Origin of the sequence: Hungatella hathewayi WAL-18680, assembly GCF_000235505.1 — a bacterium.
GTDB classification, from domain to species: Bacteria; Bacillota; Clostridia; order Lachnospirales; family Lachnospiraceae; genus Hungatella_A; species Hungatella_A hathewayi_A.
Genome location: NZ_JH379027.1, coordinates 897,349 through 923,430 on the forward strand (window position 1 = coordinate 897,349; position 26,082 = coordinate 923,430).

Annotated in this window: 21 protein-coding genes; 17 read left to right on the forward strand and 4 right to left on the reverse strand. The window is 51.2% G+C overall.

All coding sequences use genetic code 11. The features are described from left to right. The first annotated feature begins 66 nt into the window (after positions 1–66). Positions 67–384, forward strand: a complete 318-nt coding sequence (locus tag HMPREF9473_RS04075) for a hypothetical protein (protein ID WP_006778797.1) — start codon at positions 67–69, stop codon at positions 382–384. 112 nt (positions 385–496) lie between these two features. Here the strand turns inward: HMPREF9473_RS04075 and HMPREF9473_RS04080 are convergent, their stop codons facing one another. Further along, the gene (locus HMPREF9473_RS04080; RefSeq protein ID WP_006778798.1) at positions 497–814 is read right to left on the reverse strand and encodes a hypothetical protein; all 318 of its coding nucleotides are present in this window, start codon (positions 812–814) and stop codon (positions 497–499) included. A gap of 376 nt (positions 815–1,190) precedes the next feature. Between HMPREF9473_RS04080 and HMPREF9473_RS27215 the strand changes: the two genes are divergently transcribed. Beyond that, complete coding sequence (locus HMPREF9473_RS27215) at positions 1,191–1,346, forward strand: hypothetical protein (protein ID WP_006778799.1); 156 nt, start codon at positions 1,191–1,193, stop codon at positions 1,344–1,346. Positions 1,347–1,421: 75 nt separating this feature from the next. Here HMPREF9473_RS27215 and HMPREF9473_RS04085 read toward each other — a convergent pair whose 3' ends face one another. Both HMPREF9473_RS04085 and HMPREF9473_RS04090 read right to left on the reverse strand, forming a co-directional pair. After that, positions 1,422–1,823 (reverse strand): hypothetical protein, encoded by a 402-nt coding sequence (locus HMPREF9473_RS04085; protein WP_006778800.1) that lies wholly within the window; start codon positions 1,821–1,823, stop codon positions 1,422–1,424. 149 nt (positions 1,824–1,972) lie between these two features. Next, positions 1,973–3,313 (reverse strand): hypothetical protein, encoded by a 1,341-nt coding sequence (locus HMPREF9473_RS04090; protein ID WP_006778801.1) that lies wholly within the window; start codon positions 3,311–3,313, stop codon positions 1,973–1,975. A 197-nt stretch (positions 3,314–3,510) separates the two neighbouring features. On the opposite strand from HMPREF9473_RS04090, the gene HMPREF9473_RS04095 reads away from it, so the two are divergent. From HMPREF9473_RS04095 to clpX, 9 genes are all read left to right on the forward strand, one after another. After that, positions 3,511–5,385 (forward strand): thiamine pyrophosphate-binding protein, encoded by a 1,875-nt coding sequence (locus HMPREF9473_RS04095; RefSeq protein WP_006778802.1) that lies wholly within the window; start codon positions 3,511–3,513, stop codon positions 5,383–5,385. Beyond that, a complete protein-coding gene (locus HMPREF9473_RS04100; RefSeq protein WP_006778803.1) occupies positions 5,386–6,423 on the forward strand; it encodes an NAD-dependent epimerase/dehydratase family protein in 1,038 nt (345 codons plus the stop codon). It begins immediately after the preceding gene. Between the two features lie 39 nt (positions 6,424–6,462). After that, a complete protein-coding gene (locus tag HMPREF9473_RS04105) occupies positions 6,463–7,422 on the forward strand; it encodes a glycosyltransferase family 2 protein (RefSeq protein WP_006778804.1) in 960 nt (319 codons plus the stop codon). Next, positions 7,412–9,643, forward strand: coding sequence for a glycosyltransferase family 2 protein (locus HMPREF9473_RS04110; RefSeq protein ID WP_006778805.1), 2,232 nt, complete (start codon positions 7,412–7,414; stop codon positions 9,641–9,643). Before HMPREF9473_RS04105 ends, HMPREF9473_RS04110 begins: the two co-directional genes overlap by 11 nt. Further along, positions 9,618–10,649, forward strand: coding sequence for a glycosyltransferase family 2 protein (locus HMPREF9473_RS04115; RefSeq protein ID WP_138669880.1), 1,032 nt, complete (start codon positions 9,618–9,620; stop codon positions 10,647–10,649). The genes HMPREF9473_RS04110 and HMPREF9473_RS04115 overlap by 26 nt, the downstream gene beginning before the upstream one ends. Positions 10,650–10,752: 103 nt before the next feature. Continuing rightward, positions 10,753–12,168, forward strand: a complete 1,416-nt coding sequence (locus HMPREF9473_RS04120) for an undecaprenyl-phosphate glucose phosphotransferase (protein ID WP_006778807.1) — start codon at positions 10,753–10,755, stop codon at positions 12,166–12,168. 15 nt (positions 12,169–12,183) lie between these two features. Continuing rightward, positions 12,184–13,995: an LCP family protein gene (locus tag HMPREF9473_RS04125; RefSeq protein ID WP_006778808.1), complete on the forward strand. Its 1,812-nt coding sequence runs from the start codon at positions 12,184–12,186 to the stop codon at positions 13,993–13,995. Between the two features lie 480 nt (positions 13,996–14,475). Beyond that, on the forward strand, positions 14,476–15,909 hold the full coding sequence (locus HMPREF9473_RS04130; RefSeq protein ID WP_434059288.1) for a S1C family serine protease: 1,434 nt from the start codon (positions 14,476–14,478) through the stop codon (positions 15,907–15,909). Between the two features lie 185 nt (positions 15,910–16,094). Then, complete coding sequence (clpX, locus tag HMPREF9473_RS04135) at positions 16,095–17,555, forward strand: ATP-dependent Clp protease ATP-binding subunit ClpX (RefSeq protein ID WP_006778810.1); 1,461 nt, start codon at positions 16,095–16,097, stop codon at positions 17,553–17,555. 6 nt (positions 17,556–17,561) lie between these two features. Here clpX and HMPREF9473_RS04140 read toward each other — a convergent pair whose 3' ends face one another. Then, complete coding sequence (locus tag HMPREF9473_RS04140; protein WP_006778811.1) at positions 17,562–19,295, reverse strand: S8 family peptidase; 1,734 nt, start codon at positions 19,293–19,295, stop codon at positions 17,562–17,564. 143 nt (positions 19,296–19,438) lie between these two features. On the opposite strand from HMPREF9473_RS04140, the gene lspA reads away from it, so the two are divergent. From lspA to HMPREF9473_RS04170, 6 genes are all read left to right on the forward strand, one after another. Next, positions 19,439–19,906: a signal peptidase II gene (lspA, locus tag HMPREF9473_RS04145; protein WP_006778812.1), complete on the forward strand. Its 468-nt coding sequence runs from the start codon at positions 19,439–19,441 to the stop codon at positions 19,904–19,906. A gap of 7 nt (positions 19,907–19,913) precedes the next feature. After that, positions 19,914–20,894 (forward strand): LacI family DNA-binding transcriptional regulator, encoded by a 981-nt coding sequence (locus HMPREF9473_RS04150; protein ID WP_006778813.1) that lies wholly within the window; start codon positions 19,914–19,916, stop codon positions 20,892–20,894. Positions 20,895–21,142: 248 nt separating this feature from the next. Next, positions 21,143–22,615: an extracellular solute-binding protein gene (locus tag HMPREF9473_RS04155; RefSeq protein WP_006778814.1), complete on the forward strand. Its 1,473-nt coding sequence runs from the start codon at positions 21,143–21,145 to the stop codon at positions 22,613–22,615. A gap of 12 nt (positions 22,616–22,627) precedes the next feature. After that, positions 22,628–23,524, forward strand: coding sequence for a carbohydrate ABC transporter permease (locus HMPREF9473_RS04160; protein ID WP_006778815.1), 897 nt, complete (start codon positions 22,628–22,630; stop codon positions 23,522–23,524). After that, a complete protein-coding gene (locus HMPREF9473_RS04165) occupies positions 23,525–24,361 on the forward strand; it encodes a carbohydrate ABC transporter permease (RefSeq protein ID WP_006778816.1) in 837 nt (278 codons plus the stop codon). A gap of 12 nt (positions 24,362–24,373) precedes the next feature. Further along, complete coding sequence (locus HMPREF9473_RS04170) at positions 24,374–26,044, forward strand: glycoside hydrolase family 13 protein (protein WP_006778817.1); 1,671 nt, start codon at positions 24,374–24,376, stop codon at positions 26,042–26,044. Positions 26,045–26,082 lie beyond the last annotated feature (38 nt).

Sequence of the window (26,082 nt, forward strand, 5' to 3'; positions counted from 1 at the left end):
AATCCCTAAAAAAGTTTGTTAAGATAAGAATAGATGGAATAATATGGATGCAAAGGAGGGGAACGCATGAAAAAGAAACGGATTCTGGCGGCGGGCATAAGTGTGCTTCTGTCAATCATGTCAGTAACTCCTGTGCTTGGAGGAGAGTGGGCGGCTGAGGGGTCTAACTGGAAGTATTATTCTGATAATGGGAATATGGTGACCGGCTGGCTCGAGGACAACGGGGAATGGTATTTCCTTCAGGCATCAGGTAATATGGCAACCGGCTGGATTAAGGATGAAGGCAGCTGGTATTTTCTCTATGACAATGGTGCGATGGCACATGATACCTGGATTGACAATTATTACGTAAATTCTACCGGGAAATGGGTGAAGACCCGCTGACCTGCAAAATGCGGTAATGCAGCAATGAAACAGTAATCAAAAAGAGAGATTCCGAAGGCGCGTGCGGTTACGCCATACCGGAATCTCTCTTTTTTGCTTTTCATTGTCACTGTTATCTGGTCTTGATCCATTTACCCTCGGAATCGACATAGTAATTATCGACCCACTTATCCATTGCCAGGACGCCGTCCTCCTCGAAGTAGTACCAGCTGCCCTTGGTCTTGTACCATCCGGTCTTTCTGGTGCCGTCCTCGTTGAGGTAATATCTGTCTCCGTCGTCATCTATCCATCCGGTGATGCTCTCCCCGTTCTCGTCAAGATAAGTCCAGGTACTGTCATCCCCTGCAACCCAGGTGCCGGCGAACGCCGGTACTGCGGATAAAAGCATTAATGTAAAGGAAAGGGCTAATGTTGCTATATGTTTTCTCATACATCGGGCCTCCTTATTGTTTTTTACGTGTTAATTATAGCATAGGGAACCAGCGTTTTCCAGTTACAAACATGTTTCAAATCTTACGATTTTAGAACAAGATTCTTACCAAATTAGTCGTTTTGGAAGCAGATTTTTTTTGATATTTTTTCGACAAATGGTTTTTTCATAAATCTTCCACCAATTCCACAAATAGTACCTGGAAATCGGCCAAAACACACATCTTGTGGCCCATTACAGGTGAAAAAAATTATCATGAAAAACAGATTCAAGGTTTTCGACAAAATTGTCGAATTTTGCGATAAATAGTCCTTCACAAAAGATAGAAAAGAGGTTATATTGATGGAAGTTCAAAAAAGAAGGAGGTTCTCCCGACATGGAATTAGAACAGAGACTAGCTGATGCCGAACGTGAAAATGCCAGGCTGAAAGCGGACAATGAGATGCTTCTGGATGTCATCGCACAGATGAAAATCACATTGAACCGTCTGATTGACCGCTATATGACGGATGATAATCCGAAAAGTGCATGAGAAACGAAAGGGATGTTTGGAAGAGACAAATAAGAACGAACATGGGTTAAGAGACGGGGAGTGTTTTCACTCCTTTTAGTCCTTAACGGATTTCAAATCCTGTACTTCTCGCTCTAATTCCTTGATTTTGTTTAACTGCTCCCAGATTGTGGCGTGCATCCACTCCACCGTCTCATTCAGCTTCTGGTTGTCAGCCTCCAGTTCCTCGACTTTGCTGGTCAGCAGTCCGACCAGTTCTTTTTGATTGTACAGCTTGTCGGGACTGGTGATTCTCTTGATAAAGGTGGGACTGTTTTTGATGATTTCCCTGGAAATCAGGCGGTCGCGTTCCTCATGACCCAAATCCATAAAATCGTGGTAGGAAATATGCAGCTGTGTCATGGAAATGTTACAGGCCGGACATACCGCGTTTTTCGGAAGCTGGTAGTACGCGTAGCGTCCGCATTTGCGGCAAAAATAAACAGATAGTTCTCTCATGGCAAAAGCCTCCTGATGTATGGTATAAAAAGTTACATTTTACAAATATTATAACGCCAATAGTGGTAATTTGTAACCACAAAATAGAAAAAGCTGCCAAAATGTTACTTTTGACAGCTTTTTTGAACGGATTTTATTTATAATTTCAGTTATTTTATGATGCCGTTGACATCAACGACCCATACTTTTCCATTAGCATCTTTTACATCTTTATGTCCTGCACCCAGTTCCGGTTTCTCGGAAGACTTCGCGGAGGAAGTGGCTTTCTGGATGATGCCGGAGGTATTCACCAGGTACTGGTTGTCCTGGAAGCTTACTGGTGCAAAACGAACGTCTGCGTCCGCGTCCTTTCTCAGACCGTACTCATAGATGGCGTTGTCGCGGAAGCCGTGGAATCCCTGGCCTTTTCTGCTGCCGTCCGTGTAGAAGAACCATGTCTGGTTCTGGTCTAAGTCCTCGTTGTATACCGTCTGCTTGCCGGTTTTCATCACGCCGTCGGTGTGGAACAGGAAGTGGGCGGTCTCGCCGTTTTCCAGAGTCACAACCTTTAAGCCGGTCTGCATTTCACCTTTTGTATTGAAACCGTATTTGTTAGAGGAAATGGTAAATACCTGGATTCCTGTCTCTGCGTGGAATGGCTTGCCATTCTTAAAGTAGAAGTTGTAGGTCTCATCCGGAGTGCTGATGCCAGGGGCTCCCTCAATGGTCATCCAGCCGTCCGCGCGTCTTCCGGTTTCCTTGTCGTAGAACTGGAAGCCTTTTACGGAAGCGGTCTGTGTGCTCTCAGCGTCGGAAGCGGTAGCTGTTGCCGGCTCCGCATCGGGAAGTTTGTACCAACCGGTCTGCATTTTGCCGTCCACAAAGGTATAGTAGCTGCCGTCAATCTTCTTGTCCACCTGGTTCTCTACCATCTTGCCGTTGCGGTCAAAGTAGTACCAGGCAATGCTCTCGTCCGGGTCATCGGTGTTGTCCTCTAACTGTACCCAGCCGGTCTTCATCACGCCGTCGGTGGAATCACCAAGGTAGTAAGTAGAACCGTCGATTTCCACTTTACCGGTAGCCATGTGGCTGTCGCTGTCGAAGTAGTACCACTTATCCTCGATCACCTGCCATCTGGAAGTAACTGCCTTGCCGTCTTTTCCGTAGTAGAACCAGTAATTCTCCGGTGCATCCGGGGTATCCCAGTCTGACTCGTTGGCAACGCTTACCCACTGGTTTGTCACACGTTTTCCGTCGGAACCAACGTAGTATTCGTCAATCTGTGAATCAAAGGCCAGATAGCCTTCTTCATCTAAGTAGAACCATTCGCCTCCCTGCTTCTTCCAGGTATCGGTTAAGTAGTAACCGTCAGCGTCGTAGTATTTCCATGTTCCGTCTTCTTCTGTCCATCCTGCTGTCTGTGCCATAACCGGCGCAGTGAATGCAGGGGTTACCGCTGCCATCATAACCGCGGTGGATAATACAGCCATCCATTTCGTCTGTTTTTTCATAATAAAAGTCTCTCCTTCATATGTCGGGAATATGTCCCGTAGATGTGTTGGCCGAAAATCCGTTGTTGCATTACTCCACGATTATATCCTATCCGGGAGGGGTGCGAAAGTGTAGGTTGCTGGTAAATTTGGTAGGAATTTTAATATAGATATGATATACTATTAAATAAAAATTACAGGAGAAGGAGTCTGGCCATATGAAAATGAAAGTTTCCAATTATATAGCAGAGCAGCTGGTGGCTCACGGGTTATCCCAGGTGTTTACCGTGACCGGCGGCGGCGCCATGCATTTGAATGATGCACTGGGACATGAAGAGGGGCTTCACTGTCTCTATCAGCACCATGAGCAGGCCTGTGCCATGGCGGCCGAGAGCTACGCGAGAATTCACAATCAGCCGGCGGTGCTCTGTGTCACAACCGGTCCCGGCGGGACCAACGCGATTACCGGCGTCGTGGGCGGATGGCTGGATTCCATCCCCATGCTGGTGTTGTCCGGCCAGGTGCGCTATGACACCACCGCCAGGTGGTCCGGTGTTGGTATCCGGGCTATGGGCGACCAGGAATTCGATATCGTGAAAGCCATCGGCTGCATGACGAAGTACAGCGAGATGGTGACAGACCCTATGAGAATCCGGTACTGTCTGGAGAAGGCCATCTATCTTGCCACCTCCGGCCGTCCCGGTCCCGCGTGGCTGGATATTCCGTTGGATGTGCAGGGCGCCTTTATCGAGATGGAGGAGCTGGAAGGGTTCGACAGCGCGGCTTTTGAGGCGGGGGAGGAGAGCCAGGGGCTTCCCGCACCGGTGACCGAGGAGACGGCGAGAGCCATTATTGAGAAGATTCGGGGCGCGAAGCGCCCGGTTATCAACGCTGGAAACGGTATCCGCATTGCCGGAGCTTACCCGGTGTTTGCAAGAGTGGTGAAGATGCTTGGCGTTCCGGTGGCCACAGGGTGGAACAGCCAGGACTGCATGTGCAGCGAGGATGAGCTGTATGTAGGACGAGCCGGCAACATGGGCGACAGGCCGGGAAACTTCGCCATTCAAAACAGCGATTTGGTATTCTCCGTGGGAAGCCGATTGAGTATCCGCCAGGTGGGGTATAATTATAAGACATGGGCGAGAGCGGCTTACACCATTGTCAATGACATAGATATAGAAGAATTGAAAAAGCCAAGTGTCCATGTGGACATGATGGTCCATGCCGACGCCAGGGATTTGCTGGAGGCGCTGGAGCGGGTGCTTTTGCAGGAGCAGAAGGCGGATGGAGACGCTCTGCCGGCATTTAAAGGCGGCGAGGGCCTGCCGGGGATGAGCTGGCTGGAGACCTGCCAGATGTGGAAGAAGAAATATCCGGTGGTGCTTCCCAGACATATGGAAGTGGGGGACGACAAACCGGCCAACGTGTACGCGCTGGTGCAGGAATTGAGTTCCCGGCTGGAGGAAGGCCAGATAACGGTGGTTGGCAACGGCTCCGCCTGTGTGGCGGGCGGCCACGGCTGGATCATCAAACCGGGACAGCGGTTTATCTCCAACTCGGCCATTGCCTCCATGGGCTACGATCTGCCGGCGGCCATCGGGGCCTGCATGGCGGACAGCAGCCAGGATATCGTGCTGTTGACCGGGGACGGAAGCATTCAGATGAATATTCAGGAATTGCAGACCATCATTCATCACCGGATGCCAATCAAGATTTTCCTGATTAATAATGGCGGCTATCATTCCATCCGCCAGACCCAGAAGAACTATTTTGGGGAGCCCCTGGTGGGCATTGGCGTGGACAGCCACGATTTGAGCTTCCCGGATATGGAGAAGCTGGCGGGGGCTTACGGCTACCCCTATGTGAGGGCCTGCCATAACAGTGAGCTGGCGGAGGCGGTGGAGATGACCCTTGCCATGGATGGACCGGTTATCTGCGAGGTGCTGGTGTCCATGGAACAGAATTTTGAGCCGAAGTCCGCGGCGAAACGTCTGCCTGACGGAACCATGGTGTCACCGCCGCTGGAAGACTTATCGCCATTCCTTCCGGAGGAAGAGATGGACATGAATATGATTATTCCGAGGATTAAATAAATGTCAAAGATTGTTGTAACAGGCGCAACCAGTTTTCTGGGAACGTCGATTGTGAGAAAACTGCTTTCCGGGAATCATCAGGTATTTGCCGTGGTGCGCCCGGGTTCGAAGAACCGGGGGGCGCTGCGGGAAGTGGAAGAGGAATATGGGGCCAGAGCAGAAGCTGCGGACGAAGGGAAAGCGGCGGATGCCGGGCCGGAAGGCGAAAAAGCGTCCCTCCATGTGATAGAGGAGGAATTAAGCCAGCTGGACAGGATACATCAGCAGGTCAAGGTACCCTGTGAGATATGGATTCACCTGGGCTGGGACGGGGCCGGCAGTGAGAACCGGACGAAGCCGGAGCTTCAGAGGAAAAACATTCCCGACACGTTGAAGGCGCTTGAGGGGGCCAGACAGCTTGGCTGCAAGCGGTTTTTATACAGCGGCTCCCAGGCGGAGTACGGCGTGTGCCAGAGCCTGATGTCTGAGGACATCGTCTGCCATCCGGTTTCCGAGTACGGAAAAGCCAAGGTGGAAGCGGGCGTTCGCGCGGCCAAGCTTTGTGAGCGGTGGCGGGCCGGGGGGATATGGGACATGGAGTTTATCCATGTGAGAATCTTCAGCATTTACGGAACGGGGGACCATCCCTGGTCGCTGGTGAACACCTGTCTGGATACGTTTCTGCGGGGCGGACATATGGAACTGGGGGCGTGTACCCAGCAGTGGAATTTCTTATATATTGACGACCTGGTGGATGGAGTGTTATCATTAGTATTCTGTGAGCATCTAAAAGAGACAGAGGATGCGGGACGTGGGATTTACAATATTGCGGGGGACGTGGAAGCGACCATGCCTCTTCGGAATTATGTGGAGACCATGTATGAACTGTGCGGGAGACGCGGGGATTTCACCTACGGAGTGCTTCCTGTCAACGCGGAGGGGCCGGCGAATCTGATCCCGGATGTCCGCAAGCTGAAAGAAGTGACGGGATGGCGGCCGAAGGTTTCCTTTGAGGAGGGAATCCGGCGTATGATTGCAGAGAAGCAGAAGAACCTGTAAGTGATAAGAGAACCGAAAGTGGTTGGGAGAGAGATACACATGAAGACAATCAGTGTGGTAGTACCCTGTTATAATGAGGAAGAAAATGTAGAAGCCATGGCGCTGGCTGTGAAGGAGATATTTGTCCGGGATTTGCCGGACTATGATTATGAGCTGATTTTTATCGACAATGATTCCAAGGACAGCACCAGGGAGATTATCCGGCGTCTGTGCGGGGAAGACAGACGGGTGAAGGGGATATTCAACGCGAAGAATTTTGGACAGTTCAATTCCCCTTACTACGGCATGCTCCAGAGTACGGGGGACTGTACGGTGCTGGTGGCCTGTGATTTCCAGGACCCGGTGGAGATGATTCCCCAGTTTGTGAAGGAGTGGGAGAACGGCTATAAGATTGTCATCGGAATCAAGAACTCCAGCCAGGAAAACAGGATTATGTACTGGCTCCGCGGGTGTTACTACAAGATGATTAAGAAGCTGTCGGATGTGGAACAGATAGAGCAGTTTACAGGCTTCGGTCTATATGACGTCCGGTTCGTGGACGTGCTTCGCCAGTTAGACGACCCGACGCCGTTTCTTCGCGGAATCGTGGCGGAGCTGGGATTTCGGAGAAAAGAGATTAATTATGAGCAGCCAAAGCGGAGAGCGGGAAAGACCAGCAACAACTTCTACCGCCTTTACGACGCGGCTATGTTAAGCATCACTTCCTATACAAAGGTGGGACTGCGCATGGCGACTATCTTTGGAAGCTTCTGCTCGGCGGTCAGCATGGTGGTGGCCATCGTGTATCTGGTGATGAAGCTGATGTACTGGGACCGTTTCCTTGCAGGTATGGCTCCTCTGCTTATCGGCATGTGCTTTCTGGGCTCGATTCAGATATTCTTTATCGGTCTGGTGGGAGAGTATATTCTCTCCATCAACTCCAGGGTGATGAAGCGGCCGCTTGTGGTGGAGGAAGAGCGGATTAACTTTGACAATGAGGATAAAGAAGATGAAATATAATGTGGATGTGGTCAGAATCCGGGAGAATTCCATCCAGTTAAACGGCTGGGTTGTGGGAAAGACGCCGGATTCCAAACCGGAATTTTCGGTTGAGGATGAGGCGCACCGGCCGCTGGAGCACAAGTATGTGTCCACCAGACGGGACGACGTGAGCCAGATTTACTACAATCAAATCTATGACAGGGACTTCGGATTCGATATCCAGTTTCCCTATGAGAGAGGGAAGGATTACTATCTGGTTATCCGCTGTGACGGCAGAAAAGTTTCGGTGAAGTATAACGAGGAGCTGATTGCCAAACGCTCCAGCGTGGCCCACAAACGCCTTCAGAAGATAAAGGATTTGATGAACATGGAGACCGTGCATGTGGCCATGGAATTTGGGAAAAAGCACGGGCTCAAGGCGCTGGTTCTCAAATCAAAACATAAATTACAGGGTCTGGATAATGATTACGATTACGCGGAGTGGTATAAATTGACGGAACCGACGGAGGAAGAACTGGCGGCCCAGCGGAAACAGGAGTTTTCGTACCGGCCAAAGTTCTCTATTGTGGTGCCCGTCTTTAAGACGCCGGAGAAATATTTAAAGGAGCTGCTGGATTCCATTCTGGCACAGACCTATGACAACTGGGAACTGTGCATCGCGGACGGCAGCCCGGCCGGGGAGGATGTGTCCCGGATTTTGAAGCGGTACGCGCAGAAGGATGACAGAATCCGGTATCAGGTCCTGGGAGAGAATCGGAAGATTGCGGGAAACACCAACGCCGCTATGGAGATGGTGACCGGCGATTACATCGTGCTGGCGGACCACGACGATGTGGTGACGCCGAACGCATTATATGAGTGTGTGAAGGCGCTGAATGAGGACGACTGTGTGGATGTCCTTTATTCAGACGAGGACAAGCTGGATATGGACGGCGGGGCGCTGTTTGACCCGCATTTCAAGCCGGACTTCAACCCGGATCTGCTGACAAGCGTCAATTACATCTGTCATCTGTTTGTGGTGAAACGAAGCCTGGTGGAGCAGGTGGGCGGATTCCGGGAGGAGTTTGACGGGGCCCAGGATTATGATTTCATCTTCCGTTGCACGGAGGGGGCCAGAAAGATTCACCATATCCCCAAGGTGCTGTATCACTGGAGATGCCATCAGGAGTCCACAGCCAGCAATCCGGAGAGCAAGCTCTATGCCTTTGAGGCCGGTTCCCGGGCGATAATGGCTCACTATGAGAGAATGGGGATTCAGGCGGAGAAGGTGGAGAAGGGTGTGGACTATGGAATTTATCACACCACCTTCAAGATTCAGGGAGAGCCGCTGGTATCGGTGATTATCCCCAACAAGGACCACCACCAGGACCTGGATTTGTGTATCCGCTCCATCATCGAGAAAGGCACCTATTCTCATGTGGAGTTTGTGGTGGTTGAAAATAACAGCAGCCAGCCGGAGACATTTTCCTATTATGAGAAGATTCAGAAGGAATTTCCCCAAGTACAGGTGGTGACGTGGGAGCGGGAGTTTAACTACTCGGCCATCAACAATTTTGGCGAGACCTACGCCAACGGGGAGTATCTGTTGTTTTTAAATAATGATGTGGAGTTGATTGCCACTGATTTTATCGAGGAAATGCTTGGCTTTGTGCAGCGGGACGACGTGGGAATCGCAGGCGCCAGACTGCTGTATCAGGATGACACGATTCAGCACGCGGGCGTGGTGGTAGGCTTTGGCGGTATCGCCGGCCACACGTTTATCGGCCTCCACAAGGCGGAGAACAGCTATTTCCACCGGGCCATGTGCGCCCAGGATTACAGCGCGGTGACAGCGGCCTGCATGATGACGAAGAAATCTCTGTTTGATCAGGTGGGCGGTTTTACGGAAGAACTGGCCGTGGCGTTTAATGATATCGATTATTGTATGAAAATCCGTGCATTAGGTAAATTAGTAGTATACGCACCTTACGCGGTGCTGCATCACTATGAGTCCAAATCCAGAGGGCTGGAGGACACGCCGGAGAAGGTGGCCAGGTTTAACCGGGAAGTGGCTGTGTTTGCGAAAAAGTGGCCGGAAATTTTGAGAGACGGTGACCCGTATTATAACCCGAATCTGACTCTCCGCAAGTCGAATTTTGCGCTGAGGGATTTGAAGAAAGAAGGGATTGGCGAGCCGTACCGGCTGGACGACGCCATCCTGGCGCTGATGGAGGATGGGGACAACGGGCAGCAAAAGTAAAGGCAGGATTCAGATGAGAGATAAGAAGGTAACAGTGATTATCCCCAATTACAATGGGCTTAAGTTCATGGAGCCGTGTTTTGCGGCGCTGGAGCGGCAGACCTGTGACGAGTTTCGGATACTGGTGGTGGACAATGGCTCGGAGGATGGCAGTGTGGAATGGCTGAAGGAGCATGAGATACCTACCATCTATCTGGAGACGAACACGGGATTTTCCGGGGCGGTCAATGTGGGCATCCGGGCGGCGGACACGCCCTATGTGCTGCTGCTCAACAATGACACCGAGGTGGAGCCGGAGTTTGTCGGGGAGATGGTGAAGGCCATCAGCCGCTCGCAAAAGATTTTTGCCGTCAGCAGCAGGATGATACAGATGTATCACCGGGAGCTCTTAGATGACGCCGGGGATATGTATACAATCCTTGGCTGGGCCTACCAGCGGGGCGTGGGACAGAGCGCCAGCCGGTACTTGAGGGAGAGGGAAGTGTTCTCGGCCTGCGCGGGGGCGTCCATCTACCGCAGGGCCGTGTTTGAGGAGATTGGATATTTTGATGAGATGCATTTTGCTTATCTGGAGGATATCGATGTGTCTTACCGGGCGAAGATTCACGGCTATCACGTGCGGTACTGCCCGACAGCCGTGGTGTATCACGTGGGCAGCGGAACCAGCGGTTCCAAGTACAATCCGTTCAAGGTGAAGCTGGCGGCCAGAAACAATATTTATCTGAATTATAAAAATATGCCGGCGCCCCAGTTGCTGCTAAACGGACTTCCCATCGCGGCCGGCATCGGCGTCAAGTATCTGTTTTTTAAAAAACTGGGATTTGAGAAGGACTATGTGGCAGGGATTCTGGAAGGTTTGAGAACGTATAAAACCTGTAAGAAGGTGCCGTACAGGCCGGAGCATTTCCGGAATTATCTGTCTATCCAGTGGGAGCTTTCAAGCGGGACCGCGGTGTATGTTTATGAATTTTTGAGACGGCAGTTCAGAAAAATCACAATAAATTAAGATTTTTTTAATGTCATACTTTCGAAATTCATGTATAATAAGTGAGATATGATGCGGGTCTCGTGTGTTGAGATACACGGATGGAGAACTAAGGTGAAAGATTATGATTAAAGATAATCAGAAAAGTATAAACCAGTTTCATGTAGTGCTGGACGGTCTTGTCATTGTGGTATCTTATGTGCTGGCCTGGTTTATTATGATAGGCAGCGGCTGGTTTGCATCGAAATCCGAAGTGCTGCCACCGGGGATATATATGGCGGCGCTGCTCCTGATTGTGCCGATCTACCTGATGTTGTATTCCATCTTCCGACTTTTTACACCGAAGCGTGTACAAGGGCGCCGGGTGGAATTTGCCAATATATGCAAGGCTAATATTCTGGGAACGCTGGTATTCATGACACTGCTGTTTCTTGGCAGTAAGAATCCCTATATCTACAACTTCTCCAGAAAGATGGTGCTGTTATTTGCACTGATTAACATTATCCTGGAGACGGTTGAGAGGAATTTTATACGGACCACGCTTCACTCGATCCGTTCCAAGGGATATAACCAGAAGCACATTCTGCTGGTTGGTTACAGCCGGGCGGCGGAAGGATTTATTGACCGGGTGCAGCAGAATTCTGAATGGGGATACCAGGTTCGGGGTATTTTAGATGATAACAGGGAGCGGGGCAGTGAGTACAAGGGAGTCCGGGTAATCGGGACGATTCCCAATCTGGATATGATTCTGGAGCAGAATACCCTGGATGAGATTGCCATCACGCTGAGCATCGACGAGTATATGAAGCTGGAAGGGATTGTTTCCTCCTGTGAGAAGTCGGGGGTTCACACCAAGTTTATACCGGATTACAACAATATCATTCCCACAAGGCCCTATATTGAGGATTTGCAGGGACTTCCGGTGATTAACATCCGCCATGTTCCGCTCAATGATGTGCTGAATGCCACAATCAAGAGGCTGGTGGATATCTTTGGCTCTCTGGTTGGAATTATCGTGTTCTCACCGGTGATGCTGTTGACGGCGGTTATCATTAAATGCACGTCTCCCGGTCCGATTATCTATAAGCAGGAGCGGGTGGGACTTCATAACCGGGCGTTTAAGATGTACAAATTCCGCTCCATGGAGGTACAGCACCCGGCGGCGGAGAAGAGTGAATGGACGAAGCCTCATGACCCGAGGGTGACCCCCATTGGCAAGTTTATCAGAAAGACCAGCATTGACGAGACACCTCAGTTTTTTAATGTGCTGTTTGGGAATATGAGTTTGGTAGGACCACGGCCGGAACGCCCGTTTTTTGTGGAGCGTTTCAAGGAGGAGATTCCGAGATACATGATTAAGCACCAGGTCCGCCCGGGTATGACGGGCTGGGCACAGGTGAACGGACTGCGCGGGGATACCTCTATCACCAAGCGGATAGAACACGATTTATATTATATAGAGAACTGGACGCTTGGATTCGATTTTAAGATACTGTTTTTGACGGTATTTAAGGGATTCATTAATAAAAACGCGTACTAGAATGAGGTTAGACGGATGAGTTTTGATTACGATGACGAGTTAGAGCATATTGAAGTCGACGAGGGGGCCTGGGAGAAGGCGTTTGAGGAAGAGAAATCGGGGACCAGAGCCAGTAAGCGGATGGTTGACGAGGATGCGGAACGGAAAGCCCGGGCCAATGCCAGAAGCATGGCAAGACAGCAGAAGATTGCCAGGAATAAGCGCAGGAGACGGATTATCACCGCTATCGTGGCGGAGGTTCTGACCCTTGTGTTTATCTTTGGATATGCCTATGTGTACAAGATTTATTCCAGACCGCAGCGGCTGGAATTCAAGGAAGACAATATTAAGAATACGGAACTGAGCGTGGATGACATCAAGAAGATGAAGGGCTACTGGATGATAGCCATCTTCGGCGTGGACAGCCGCGGCACCAACGTGGGCAAGGGAACCAATGCCGACGTGAATATGATTGCCTGTATCAATCAGGATACGGGGGATATCAAGCTGGTGAGTGTGTACCGTGACTCTTATTTAAACATTGATGACAAGGGGTCTTACAATAAGATAAACCAGGCTTATGCGATAGGAGGACCGGAGCAGGCGGTTAAGGCATTAAACAAGAACCTGGATTTGAATATCACGGATTATATCACGTTTAACTGGAAGGGGGTGGCGGATGCCATCAACATCCTGGGCGGCGTGGACGTGGAGATAACCAAGTCGGAGTTTAAATATATTAACTCCTTTATCACGGAGACGGTGAAGACAACCGGGATTGGCTCCCACCAGCTGAAAAGCTCCGGGATGAACCATTTGGATGGCGTCCAGGCGGTGGCTTACGGGCGTCTGCGTCTGATGGACACGGACTTTGCCCGGACGGAGCGCCAGAGAAAGATTATCCAGCTGGCGTTTGAGAAGGCCAAGGTGGCGGATTATTCGGTGCTTAATAATATCCTGGTGGTGGTGCTGCCCCAGGTGGCAACCAGCTTGAGCTTCAGCGATTTAACCAATGTGGCTTTGAATATCACCAAGTATAAGCTTGGCGAGACCGGAGGTTTCCCAACTGCCAAGGGCGATGCCAATATGGGTAAGAAGGGTCTCTGCGTTATTCCGCAGACACTGGAAAGCAATGTGGTGGAACTGCACAAGTTTTTGTTTGGCGACGAGGCATATACTACGACCGATACGGTGAAGAAGATCAGCGCGAAGATATCTTCGGATACGGGCATGTATTCCCAGGGCAAATCCCAGACAGGAAGCCAGATTCCGAAGGATAAGGATGAGCCGGAGACTTCCGCGACGAGAGAAACTACCACGGAGGAGGAGACTTCCTGGGAGGTGGAGACGGATGAGTATGGCAATCCGGTTATCTCAGGACCGTTCGAGACCGATGAGGATGGCAATGTAATTCCGAATTTTACAACAGGAAACGGAGAGAGTTCCTCCGGTGAATCGGAATCGGAGTCCGGAGATAATGAGAGCAGTTCGGCGGATGCCAACCGGCCAACTGGCTCCACCATGCCGGGACAGACCAGGCCGACAGGACCGGCCGATCTGCCTACCAGTCCGACCAGCGCTACGAAACCAAAAGAGACCACGACGCCGGAGACAACCTCCGGAGGTCCGGGACATAATAACGAACCGACGGCACCAGTGCCAAGTACATCGTTTGGGCCGGTAGCGACGGAGCCGGAGACTACGACATCCGCAAGTCCGGGTGGAAGTCCGGGAGGCAGCTCAGGTGGGAACACGGGAGGCAGTCCAGGTGGAACACCGGGAACAACATCACCGGTATCGCCGGGAGGTACACCGGGAGAGGTGATTGGCAACGACGGACCGGGCTGATCAGTGACCGGAAGAGACGGAAATAGAGAGGGATGCAGGGCGCATCCCTCTTTCAACATCATTCAATCGACATAAAATTCCATTTCACAAAATCATTATACTTCCGTCACAATTTGGACACAAACCCTTGATATAGTATGGGCATAAAGATAAAAGAAGCAAGAAAGTATGAGAAAGGGGATTATGATTATGTACGATGAAAAAAATAACAATCAGGAATTCAGTAGCAACGGGAATCCGGATGAACATAAAGCAGAAGAGATAACCACCAACTTTGTGATGAAGGATTCCGCACAGGAGGAGAGCAGCACTCAGGAGAACCAGGGACAGCAGATGACGGGAGGCGAGAGCCATGCCGGACAGAGCCAGACGGTTACCGGTGAGGTGAGTCAGACGGCATCCTATGGGCAGAGCGGTTATGGACAGAGCCAGAGTCAGAGCGGTCAGACACTGGGCGGTCAGACACAGAGCAGCCAGAGCATGTATGGGCAGAACAGCCAGAACGGCCAGCAGAACCAGAATGCGCAGGGCCAGGGCCTGAACCAGTACCATCCGGGACAGCAGGGATACAGCCAGTACGGCCAGAACCGGTACAGCCAGAGCCAGTACGGTGAGAACCGGACTTCCGGCAGCTATCAGAATTCCTACATTCCACCGGAGCCTGCAAAGAAGGAGAAGAAGAAACATGGCATGGCCAGCAAGATTGCCGGAATCACGGCGGCGGCCCTGCTGTTTGGCACCGTGTCAGGCGGAACCATGGTGGGTATCAACATGATATCCGATTCCTTCCGGAAGGCGGAGTACCCGCAGGTCAGCCAGTCTGAGACGCTGGCAGATAACGGTGGGGTAAACCAGGCGGAGGATTCCACGGAAGCGTCCGGAAATGCCCAGGCAAGCGTGGCGCTGGCAACCGATGTCTCCAGTATCGTGGAGAAGGCCATGCCGTCGGTGGTAGCCATCAACAATACCATGTTATACCAGGGAAGCACCTGGTTTGGACAGACACAGACCTATGAGGTGCCGAGCAGCGGTTCAGGCATTATCGTGGGACAGAACGATGAGGAGCTTCTCATCGTGACCAACAACCATGTGGTGGCCGATTCCAGCACGCTGTCAGTGACTTTTATCGATGACACGGCTGTGAACGCGGCGATCAAGGGAACGGATGCCGAGTCCGATTTGGCGGTGATTGCAGTGCCGCTTAAGGATATTCCGGAGGGCACTTTGAGCCAGATCACCATCGCGACGCTGGGCGACTCCGATGATTTGAAGGTGGGCCAGGGCGTTATCGCCATCGGCAATGCCTTGGGTTACGGACAGTCGGTAACCGTAGGTTATGTCAGCGCTCTCAATCGTGAGGTGAGGACGGAAAATGATGTGACAAGAAACCTGCTTCAGACAGATGCGGCAATCAACCCTGGCAACAGCGGCGGCGCTCTGCTGAACATGAAAGGCGAGGTCATCGGCATCAACGCAGCCAAGTATTCATCCACCGAGGTGGAAGGCATGGGCTACGCGATCCCGATTTCCAAAGCGCAGGATATCATCAATAACCTGATGACAAAGAAGACCAGAAATGAAGTGGCTTCCGAGAAGGCCGGCTACCTGGGAATTCAGGGTCAGAACATTGATGAAGAGATGGCGAAAATGTTTGATATGCCAACCGGTATCTTTGTATATAAGATAATCGAGGGCGGCGCGGCTTCCAAGACAGATTTGCGTGAGAAGGACATCATTGTGAAATTCGATGACCAGACCGTGAAGACCATGGCGAACCTTCAGGATATGCTGAAGTACTATGAGGAGGGTGAGACCGTAGATTTGACCGTCAAATCCCTGGAGAACGGAACCTATGTGGAGCGTACCGTAACGGTTACCCTGGGCTCCAAGGCCAGCATTCAGACAAATGAATAAATGATGTTTCGGGGGCTTCCGCAAATGTGGAAGCCCTTATTTTGTTTTCTAAACATATTGAGAAACTTTCTTAAAAGTGTCTAAAGTATGGGACATCGGGGTTGTGGGTTTGGCGGAAATCCGATATAATCACCCTATAAGAATTAACAGGAACATTAACCGAAACCTCATGAAGGAGATGCAAAGTGGAAGATTTCGAGCAGTTTGATGATAAAGAGAAAGATAAAGAGAGCGGGAAAGAAGCTCTGAAGGAGACGGCGGCCGCGGAGACGGACGACAGCTCCGATGATGATTATGAGAAAATCTGTTATGTGTGCCGCCGGCCGGAGAGCAAGGCGGGGGCTATGATAGAGATGCCAGGGGGGATGTGCCTGTGCCATGACTGCATGCAGAAGGCATTTGACTCGGTGACAAAGAGCGGGATGGATTTCTCCCAGATTCAGAATATGCCTTATATGAATCTGAACTTCAGTGATTTCAGCAATTTGAACACGCCGGAGATGGCCATTCCGAAGAAACAGAAGGTGAAGAAGAAATCGGCGGAGGATAAGAATCCGGCCTTTGATATCAGGGATATCCCGGCCCCCCACAAGATTAAGGCACAGTTAGATGAGTATGTGATTGGGCAGGAACAGGCCAAGAAGGTCATCTCCGTGGCGGTTTACAATCATTATAAACGGGTATTCTCCCTGATGAATGAGAAGAAGCAGGAGGATGACGACGACGTCCGGATTGAGAAGTCCAATATTCTGATGATTGGTCCGACAGGAAGCGGCAAGACCTTCCTGGTGAAGACCCTGGCAAGACTTCTGGATGTGCCGCTGGCGATTGCGGACGCCACGTCCCTGACGGAGGCCGGCTATATCGGCGATGATATCGAGAGCGTGGTATCCAAACTTCTGGCCGCGGCGGACAATGATGTGGAGAAGGCGGAGCGTGGTATCATCTTTATTGACGAGATTGACAAGATAGCCAAGAAGAAGGACACCAACACCCGGGATGTCAGCGGGGAGTCGGTGCAGCAGGAACTTTTAAAACTTTTGGAGGGCAGCCAGGTGGAGGTGCCGGTGGGCTCCAACCAGAAGAACGCCCTGACACCTATGACCACCGTCAACACGGACAATATCCTGTTTATCTGCGGCGGCGCCTTCCCGGATTTGGAGAAGATTATCAAGGAGCGCCTGCTCAAAAAATCCTCCATCGGATTTAACGCGGATTTGAAAGACAGGTATGAGGAGGAATCCGATATCCTTACTTATGTGACAAACCAGGATTTGCGGACCTTTGGCATGATTCCCGAGTTCCTGGGACGTCTGCCCATCACCGTCACCTTCCGGAAACTGACCCAGGAGTTGATGGTGGAGATATTAAAGAAACCGAAGAACGCCATCTTAAAGCAGTATATCAAGCTGCTGGCCTTGGATGAGGTGAAGCTGGTGTTTGAGGATGACGCCCTGGACTGGATAGCCGGTGAGGCGCTGAAGCGTGAGACGGGAGCCAGAGCGCTGCGGGCTATCATTGAGGATTTCATGCTGGATATCATGTATGAGATACCGAAGGATTCCTGCATCGGTACCGTCATCATCACCAGAGCTTATCTGGAGAAGAGCGGCGGGCCGTTAATCGAGATGAGAGGGGGAGCGTAAGCTCCCCTATTCCCGCATAGCCAGAAAGGTCTGATATAAATCCAGTGTACCGTACCCCCACTCCCGGTTGGGGTATGTGTAGGCTGGATTTCTGTTTGCCCCGCGGATTAAGGCGGACTTGATGTTCCGGTAGTTCAGTACCGTGTCATCGCCCTGATTCATGCCCCAGGACATTAAGTTGGCCACGGCGCCCGCCACATGGGCGGCGGCCACGGAGGAGCCGGTCATGCGGACCATAGGGGCCGGAGCGGTTCCGGTGGAGATACCCGGTCCGTACACATCCACTCCCGGGGCGGCAAGGTCCGGTTTCAGAAGCCCGTTTCTGGTGTTGCCCCGGCTGGAGTGAATAAAGAGACTGCCATTCATGTGGTTGTAGGTGCTGACCGTGATGGGGAAGGCGGCATTTCCCGGACCGGTGATGGTGGTGTAGGGGTCCGCCTGCAAAAAGACCGTGTCATCGGAGGTAAATCCATGGATGGGCAGCCAGATGTGGTAGATGCCATTCAGGAAAATGGTGTTGTAGACCCGGATGCGCCAGATGCCGGGAGTCGGCGCCTGAAAGCGCATGAAGATCAGCTGGTTGCCGGATACTCCCACCTGGGCCCGGTAGTTGACGGTGATGACGGTCTGCTCCAGGCGGAAGGTGACCAGGGTCTCATTGCCAAGAATCTGGGGAATCCGCTGGATGATCTCTCCTGTGGGGGAGACGAAGCCCACGGTATAGAGCTCCGGGGCGGTAGCCCAGAGTTCCAGGGTGAAGCCGGCTTCCCCGGGGGCCGCCCGAAGCTCCACCTCCTCGTATTCCATGGATGGATTGAAATGTCCCATAAAATGATTTCGGTACCCCACCTCATTGCCGGCGGCGCAGACGGCCGCCACGCCCAGGTTCCGGCCCAAATCGGACAGGCGCAGTGACAGCGGGTCCGTGCCGTCATGACTGCCCTGGTTGGTTCCCAGACCGATGCAGATGGTGAGAGGAAGCTGGTACTGGGTGGCTACCAGGGTCAGGTAGGTGATGGCGGTCATGATGTCATTTTCCTGATAGGCGATGGCGTCCTCCCGAATCAGGAAGAAGTCACGGAGATACTGTTTGGCCGGTTTTAATTTGACCACGGCAAGGCTGCATTCAGGGGAAGCGCCGATGAAATCCTGGTTGGCGGTGGGACCGCCACCGGCAATGCCGGCCAGGAAGGTTCCGTGGCCGTTGGTGTCGGTGGAGGGAACGATGGACAGTGGGTCCGGAGAGCGGAGGGCTTCGTTAATCTGGTCGGCCGTGTAGGCGGTTCCGGTGAGAAACTGAAAATCGCTGCGCAGACCGGGCAGGGAAAAGGGCTGTCCCGGGATATTCTGGTCCCAGATACCCAGAATCCTTGTGGTCCCATCCGCTTTTCGAAAGATGGGATTCTGATAATCGATTCCCGTGTCAATCAGGCCAATCATGGCGCCCTGGCCTCTTAAGTTCAGGGTGGGCTGTTCGAACACAGGCAGAATTCCGGAAGCCGACATGCTGGTGGTGTCAAGCAGTGCGAAAAGCTTGGGAATGGCATCATAAGTATCGCGCTCAATGCTGATGGGCTGGGCGGTTTGAAGAGGGATATGGATGATGGCGTATTCCGTGTTTACATATTCAATACAGGATGTGCCAAATTGTTCCATAAGTTGTTCCATAGACAGATTATTGTGCCGATGGATAAAGTCGGCGTAATCTTCGCCGGCGACATTGGATGTACAGGTGGCCATAGGCATTCTCACTTGATTGCATTTGTACTAATATATGCGGAAAGTGAATAATATCCCACTAGACGGAAGAGGATAACTATTGTAAAATAAACTAAACGATTGAATGGGCGGGAAGACGCCCCACCAGCGAGGAGGCGGGTTTTATGTTATATATAGGAATTGTTCTGATCATCTTGATACTGGATCTGGGAATCAAGGACACCATTGAGGAAACTGACAGCACATCATTCCCCAAGGACCTTGAGGGAACAAACGGGAAAATTGTGCTTCACAAAAGCCACAACGACGGTTTTGCCATGGGCCTGTTCCGGAGCAAACCGGAGATGGTGAAGATGGTGCCTCTCATGGTCGTATCCGCGGTGGGCGGCATTTTCGCCTGGCTTTACCCAAAGAAGGGTCAGCATGTTGACAAACTGGCCATCGCCATGGTCCTGGGCGGCGCCCTCAGCAACGTCTATGACAGACTCTACCGCGGTTATGTGGTAGATTATTTCTCCATCCAGTGGAAGAAGTTAAAAAAAGTGGTGTTTAACCTGGGAGACATCTTCATTTTCCTGGGAGCCGGTCTTTTGCTGGTGGCGGAGATTGTGCGGGATTTCAGAGAAAGGTGAATGTAGTATGGCAAGTATCAGAGAAGTCGCAAAGCGGGCCGGTGTGGCCGCCTGCACGGTTTCCCGCGTTTTAAACGGGACGGTTGCCGTGAGCCCGGAAACCAGGCAGAAGATTGAAAAGGCGATGGAGGAGCTGGACTATATTCCCAATGAGCTGGCCAGGGGGATGTTTCGCCGGAAGGCCGGGATTATTGCCATGCTGGTGCCAAGCATCAAGCATCCTTTTTTTGCATCCCTTGCCGACTGTATTGAGCGGAAACTGTACGAGCAGGGATACAAGCTCATGCTGTGCAGTACCTCCGACGATGTGGAGCGGGAGCGGGAATATCTGAAATTCTTAAAATCCAATATTGTGGACGGGGTCATTATGGCGGTGAGCAATCTGGATAAGGAGGATTATGAAGTCTTCCAGAAACCCATGATTATGCTGGATTACGATGCTGCCGAGAAGATTCCTGTGGTGGTCTCGGACCATCGCATGGGAGGCCGCCTGGCTGCTGAAGAGTTTATAAAAAATCACTGTAAGTACGTGATTCATCTGTGCAATGATGAGCCGGCCAGCCGTGTCATCTCCTATGAGGCGCATCTGGAGCTGGAAGCTGTTTTGAAAGAGCAGGGAATTGACAGCCGAAAAGTGGAGATCAGGTGGAACAGCTTTGATTTCGACGGTTATTTTGAACTTGCCAGACTGATCTTGGAGAATTATCCGGAGATTGACGGAGTGATGGCCGCTGATATGCCTGCCATGGCATTTTTAAATGCGGCGCAGGCCCTGGGGAGGAAGATACCGGAGGAGTTTCGGGTCGTGGCCTATGACGGTACCTATGTGGTCAATATGAATCCGCAGAAAATGACGACGATTGTCCAGCCCATCGAGACGATCTCAGAGAAGGTAGTGGAGGTTATGATGAAGCTGGTGGATAAGGAGCCCATTGAGGTGCGGGATGTGAGAATCCCGGTAAGCATCCGGCAGGGAAAGACAACTTAAAAAAGATGCCGGATGGCCAGGGACAGGGACTTCCTATATGATGAGACATTATTCACATGAAAATCAGAGAAAAAAACAGGAAAACATATTGACTTTGTAAAACCTAGAGCGTATAATGCAAATATAAGACATGAAACATGTTTCAAACAACAGACCCCATACCGGGGTCAAAAAAATAACTGAAATGAAACACGTTTCATTTGCGACAGGGAACTAAGGGGAGCAAACAGGAAGGAGTAAGAACCGGGATGAGGGTAAAACAGGCAGTACTGATGTTAGCGGCTGGCATCATGACGGTGGGGCTTGCAGGGTGTGGACAGAAAACAAAGGACTATGACGTCTATTTCTTTAACAGCAAATCCGAGATTGCAGAGAGTTTGGATGAGCTGGCAATGGAGTACGAGGCGGAGACCGGTAAACGGGTGAAGACCTTTACCGTGGGAACGACGGAGAGCGCGGAGACGATGCGCTCGGAATTAAAATCCAGGGATTATCCGACCGTCTTTACCTCCAATGCGGTGGCATTTGAGGAGTGGAAGTCGGCGGGATTCGCGGTAGGTGTGGATGGAATCATGAACCCGGAATTAAAGGCACTTTACGAGGAGTTGCCGGATACCATCAAGCTGCAGTTTGATGGGGAAGGCAACTATGGAATTCCGTACAATATTGAGGGCTATGGCCTGATCGCTGACAGGCGGATGATTATGGACATTCTGGGGCTGGATGATATCCAGACATTCCAGGAGGATTATGCCGAAGCCGGATATGAGGAGTTTCAGAATATGGTCGTGGCTATGGATGCATTTATCAAGGGGAAACCGGGCCAGACCTTTACCCTGAATGGGAAGCCCTATGCCGCCGCCGGCGGGGAGAGCGGGATTGCGAAGAATTTAAACGGCGTATTCTCCATCGCGGGCGCGGAGAAATGGACATATGGCAACCATTTTGGAAATTACCCCATCAGCGCTGTCTACAAGGATATCTACGACGTGCGGGGAGCGGACGCTTCCAAGGCGGACCAGATGCTGGAGCCGTTGGTGAAGTCCTTACAGGAACTTGATTTTCTCACCCGCTATGCGGCCGGCGCTGACGGGCCGGTAGAGCGGGGACCCCGGTTTATCAACTCCACGGTCACCGGTTACGACCAGGCGGTGCAGACCTTCGCGGAGGGGAAAGCGGTCTTTATCAAGAACGGAAACTGGATATACAGCAACGTGGCCAAGATATCCGAGGACGTGGCGGAGAACTTGATGATGCTTCCCATGAAGCTGAACTTTGATGACAGCGACATCACGGTGGAGGGATTGGATATTAAGCAGATGAACCGCTCAATTCCGGAATTTGTATCACAGTACTATGTCATCAATGCCAAGGCCACCGAGCAGGAGCGTAAGGATGCCGAGGATTTTGTGCTGTGGCTCAACACATCCGAGACCGGAACAGATTTTATTATAAACCGGTTTGCATTTGTGCCCTTCAATGCGGACGAACACACAAAGCTGGATAACCCGTTGTCAAACGAGTTGATTAATTATAAGCTGAAAGGCAATCTGCTGGCCAACCCATTTGACGCGGCTCCTGCCGCATGGGGGACCGAGATGTATGGAAAATATCTGATGGAGCAGTTGTTTATCAATCCGGAAGACTGGTCGGAGGAGACGTTAAGAGACATCGCCCAGGAGTGTATCGATTATTGGAAATCCGGCATGGATGAGTGGTAAAGGGGAGAGAAAATGGAGAGATATTATAATAAGTGGTTTAAAATTCTGGTAATCCCGGCGATCCTGTTGTTTACCGTGGTCATTCTGATTCCGTTTGGCATGGGGCTTGCCTATTCGTTTACGGCATGGAGAGGGTCTTATTTCAAGGGCTCCGAGCACTGGTGGGGCGCTCTTGTCGGATTTAAGAATTACATAAAAGTATTTCACTCACAGAAATTCATGACGGCCCTCATCTACACGCTGAAATTTACGGTGGTGGCGGTGATATTTAAAAATGTCACCAGCCTTTGTCTGGCGATGATGGTCAAGAAGATTGGAAAAGGGAAGGGAGTGTTCCGGACAATCTATTTCTTCCCCAACCTTTTGGGCGGCCTGGCTATGGGCTTTGTGTGGAGTTTCATTTTCCAGAACGTGTTTTCCCTGATTCTGTTTGGCGGGGATTCACCGCTTCAGATTCCATTTTTGAGCAATATGCTTCAGGACCCGAAAAAGGCGGTGATTGCCATGGCAATGATGGCGACATGGCAGACCGCCGGCTACATGATGCTGATTTATCTTAATGGTTTAAACAATATACCTGAAGACTTATATGAGGCGGCTTCCATCGACGGGGCTTCCGCCTGGCAGAAATTCAAGAGCATTACGGTTCCCATGCTGATGCCGGCGTTTACGGTGGTGTTCTTCCTCACACTGTCCGGCAGCTTTAAGATGCTGGATGAGAACCTGGCCCTGACGGAAGGCAACTTTGGCACCAGGATGCTGTCCTTGCAGATTCTTCTCTCTACCAGGGAGAATACACCGCCTAACTACGGTATGGCCCAGGCGCAGGCAGTCATCTTCTTCCTGCTGATTGCGGTTATTTCGATTGTGCAGGTTATCATCACCAAACGAAAGGAGATTGAGGCATAGATGAACGGCAAGAAAAATGCAGTAAAATTCGGTTTATACGCGGTGCTGACTCTGATAGCCGTATACACGCTGTTTCCCATATATTTTCTGTTTGTGAATTCCTTTAAGAGCCAGAAGGAAATTGTGGCGGCGCCTATGTCGTTGCCGGCAGCCTGGAATTTTGATTATCTGAAAAATGCGGCGGCCCAGATTCATCTGCTGGAGTCGGCGGCAAATACCATCTTCATCACGGTTGTGGCCGTCACGCTGATTGTCCTGGTGGCCTCGGTCACCGCCTGGATGATGGTGAGAAGCAAGAGCAAGGCCAGCAATGTGCTGTTTCTGGTATTTACGGCGGCCATGCTGATTCCCTTCCAGTCCGTGATGTATCCGCTGGTCAGTCTGATGGAACGTCTGGGACTCAAGAATACCTTTGGCCTGATTTTGATGTACGGCGGATTTGGACTGAGCATGACGGTCTTTATGTACCACGGATTTTTTAAGAGCGTTCCGCTGTCACTGGAGGAAGCGGCCGTGATTGACGGGGCCAATATCTTTCAGCTGTTTTTCCACATCGTCTTCCCGTTAGTGAAGCCGATTACGGCCACGGTCATCATCACCAACGCCATGTGGATATGGAATGATTATCTGCTTCCATTTTTAATTATTGGAAACAACAAGAGCAAGACGCTGACACTCAGCCTGTATTACGCAAAGAGTCTTTCGGGCCAGTATGGCAATCCGTGGGAGTTGATATTTCCGGCAGTGCTGATTTGTGTGATTCCAATCCTGGTGATATTTATCTTTTTGCAGAAAAACATTATAGAGGGAATTGCGGCCGGAGCAGTCAAAGGATAGGAGGTAGCAGTGATGAAACAGGAATGGTGGAAAGAAGTTGTTGTGTATCAGATTTACCCTAAAAGTTTTCAGGATACGGATGGGGATGGGGTAGGAGATATCCCGGGAATTATCAGCCGTCTGGATTATCTTCAGTGGCTGGGAGTGGATGTGCTGTGGATATCACCGGTGTACTGCTCTCCGATGGCGGATAACGGTTATGACATTTCCGATTATTATCATATTGACCCCACATTCGGGACGGATGAGGATATGGGCCGGCTGATTGAGGAGGCAGGGAAGCGTGGCATGAAGATTCTGATGGATTTGGTGGTGAACCATACCTCAGATGAGCATCCATGGTTCCGGGCCGCAATCGCGGACATGGACAGTGAGTACGCGTCCTATTATGTCTTTAAGGATGGAAAAGAGGGCTGTCCGCCTGACAATCTTAGGTCCTATTTTGGCGGTTCCGCCTGGGAGCGGGTGGGAGATACGGACCGGTATTATTTCCATGCGTTTGGAAAGAAGCAGCCGGATTTAAACTGGGATAATCCAAAGCTGAGGGATGAAATCTATCAGATGATGAACTACTGGCTGGACAAAGGCGTGTGCGGGTTCCGGGTGGATGCCATCGGGAATATCAAGAAGAATCTGGTTTTAGACCGTTACCCGGCGGATGGACCTGACGGCCTGTGTTACGCGGGAACCTGGATTCAGAATCAGCCCGGTATTGAGGACTTTCTGACGGAGATGAAGGAGCGGACCTTAAAGCCCCACAACAGCATGACGGTGGCGGAAGTCGGGGTGCCGGAGGAACGGCTGGAGGAGTTTGTGGGGAAGGACGGATTTTTCTCCATGGTCTTTGATTTCAGCTATACGGACATTGACGTGCCGGATTCGGCGGAATGGTTTGTTCCCACCGGCTGGACGGTGAAGGATATCCGGGATAATTTATTCCATTCCCAGACAGCCACTCAGGCGATTGGGTGGGGGGCCGTATATCTGGAAAACCATGACCAGCCCCGCTCTATCAATAAATATATTCCGGAAGCCGATATCAACCGGTACAGTAAAACAATGCTGGGAACTCTTTTTATGATGCTTCGCGGGACGCCGTTTATCTACCAGGGACAGGAGATTGGAATGACCAATATTCATATGGACACCCTGGACGACTATGATGATCTGGCCACCCACGACCAGTACCACAGGGCGATGGAAGCCGGTGTGGGAGAGAAGGCGGCGTGGGAAGCCATTTACCGGAGAAGCCGGGACAACAGCAGGACGCCCATGCAGTGGGAGGATGACAGCCAGGCTGGTTTTTCCGCCGCAGAGCAGACGTGGCTGAAGGTCAATCCCAATTATAAAGAGATTAATGTGGAGAAAGAGAGAGCGGATGAGAAATCGGTTCTCCACTATTACCGGAAGCTGATTGAGCTGAGAAAGCGGGAAGAATACCGGGATGTGGTAATCTTCGGAACCTTTGAACCATACGACACGGATGCAGAGCAGGTGATTGCCTATGAGAGAATATGGGATGAAAAGCGGCTGCTGGTCCTGAACAATTTTGGAAAGCAGGAGCAGGAGGTGCGGCTGCCGGAGGGAATCGGAGAAACGGTACTCTGTAATTATGACGGGGAACAGGACCTGGTGGATGGAGTTTACAGGCTCAGACCTTATGAGAGCGTGATTTTAAGTTAAAACCGAAAACCGGCTGTGATGGCGGGAAAAAACATGCC

What these genes read in the sequence shown, in the direction of transcription:
- HMPREF9473_RS04080 (WP_006778798.1), bottom strand. Translation starts at nt 814, where the DNA reads ATGAGAAAACATATAGCAACATTAGCCCTTTCCTTTACATTAATGCTT.
- HMPREF9473_RS04170 (WP_006778817.1), top strand. Translation starts at nt 24,374, where the DNA reads ATGAAACAGGAATGGTGGAAAGAAGTTGTTGTGTATCAGATTTACCCT.
- HMPREF9473_RS04140 (WP_006778811.1), bottom strand. Translation starts at nt 19,295, where the DNA reads ATGGCCACCTGTACATCCAATGTCGCCGGCGAAGATTACGCCGACTTT.
- HMPREF9473_RS04095 (WP_006778802.1), top strand. Translation starts at nt 3,511, where the DNA reads ATGAAAATGAAAGTTTCCAATTATATAGCAGAGCAGCTGGTGGCTCAC.
- HMPREF9473_RS04090 (WP_006778801.1), bottom strand. Translation starts at nt 3,313, where the DNA reads ATGAAAAAACAGACGAAATGGATGGCTGTATTATCCACCGCGGTTATG.
- HMPREF9473_RS04105 (WP_006778804.1), top strand. Translation starts at nt 6,463, where the DNA reads ATGAAGACAATCAGTGTGGTAGTACCCTGTTATAATGAGGAAGAAAAT.
- HMPREF9473_RS04110 (WP_006778805.1), top strand. Translation starts at nt 7,412, where the DNA reads ATGAAATATAATGTGGATGTGGTCAGAATCCGGGAGAATTCCATCCAG.
- HMPREF9473_RS04115 (WP_138669880.1), top strand. Translation starts at nt 9,618, where the DNA reads ATGGGGACAACGGGCAGCAAAAGTAAAGGCAGGATTCAGATGAGAGAT.
- HMPREF9473_RS04130 (WP_434059288.1), top strand. Translation starts at nt 14,476, where the DNA reads ATGTATGGGCAGAACAGCCAGAACGGCCAGCAGAACCAGAATGCGCAG.
- HMPREF9473_RS04075 (WP_006778797.1), top strand. Translation starts at nt 67, where the DNA reads ATGAAAAAGAAACGGATTCTGGCGGCGGGCATAAGTGTGCTTCTGTCA.
- HMPREF9473_RS04165 (WP_006778816.1), top strand. Translation starts at nt 23,525, where the DNA reads ATGAACGGCAAGAAAAATGCAGTAAAATTCGGTTTATACGCGGTGCTG.
- HMPREF9473_RS04125 (WP_006778808.1), top strand. Translation starts at nt 12,184, where the DNA reads ATGAGTTTTGATTACGATGACGAGTTAGAGCATATTGAAGTCGACGAG.
- HMPREF9473_RS04160 (WP_006778815.1), top strand. Translation starts at nt 22,628, where the DNA reads ATGGAGAGATATTATAATAAGTGGTTTAAAATTCTGGTAATCCCGGCG.
- HMPREF9473_RS04120 (WP_006778807.1), top strand. Translation starts at nt 10,753, where the DNA reads ATGATTAAAGATAATCAGAAAAGTATAAACCAGTTTCATGTAGTGCTG.
- HMPREF9473_RS04155 (WP_006778814.1), top strand. Translation starts at nt 21,143, where the DNA reads ATGAGGGTAAAACAGGCAGTACTGATGTTAGCGGCTGGCATCATGACG.
- HMPREF9473_RS04150 (WP_006778813.1), top strand. Translation starts at nt 19,914, where the DNA reads ATGGCAAGTATCAGAGAAGTCGCAAAGCGGGCCGGTGTGGCCGCCTGC.
- HMPREF9473_RS27215 (WP_006778799.1), top strand. Translation starts at nt 1,191, where the DNA reads ATGGAATTAGAACAGAGACTAGCTGATGCCGAACGTGAAAATGCCAGG.
- HMPREF9473_RS04085 (WP_006778800.1), bottom strand. Translation starts at nt 1,823, where the DNA reads ATGAGAGAACTATCTGTTTATTTTTGCCGCAAATGCGGACGCTACGCG.
- lspA (WP_006778812.1), top strand. Translation starts at nt 19,439, where the DNA reads ATGTTATATATAGGAATTGTTCTGATCATCTTGATACTGGATCTGGGA.
- HMPREF9473_RS04100 (WP_006778803.1), top strand. Translation starts at nt 5,386, where the DNA reads ATGTCAAAGATTGTTGTAACAGGCGCAACCAGTTTTCTGGGAACGTCG.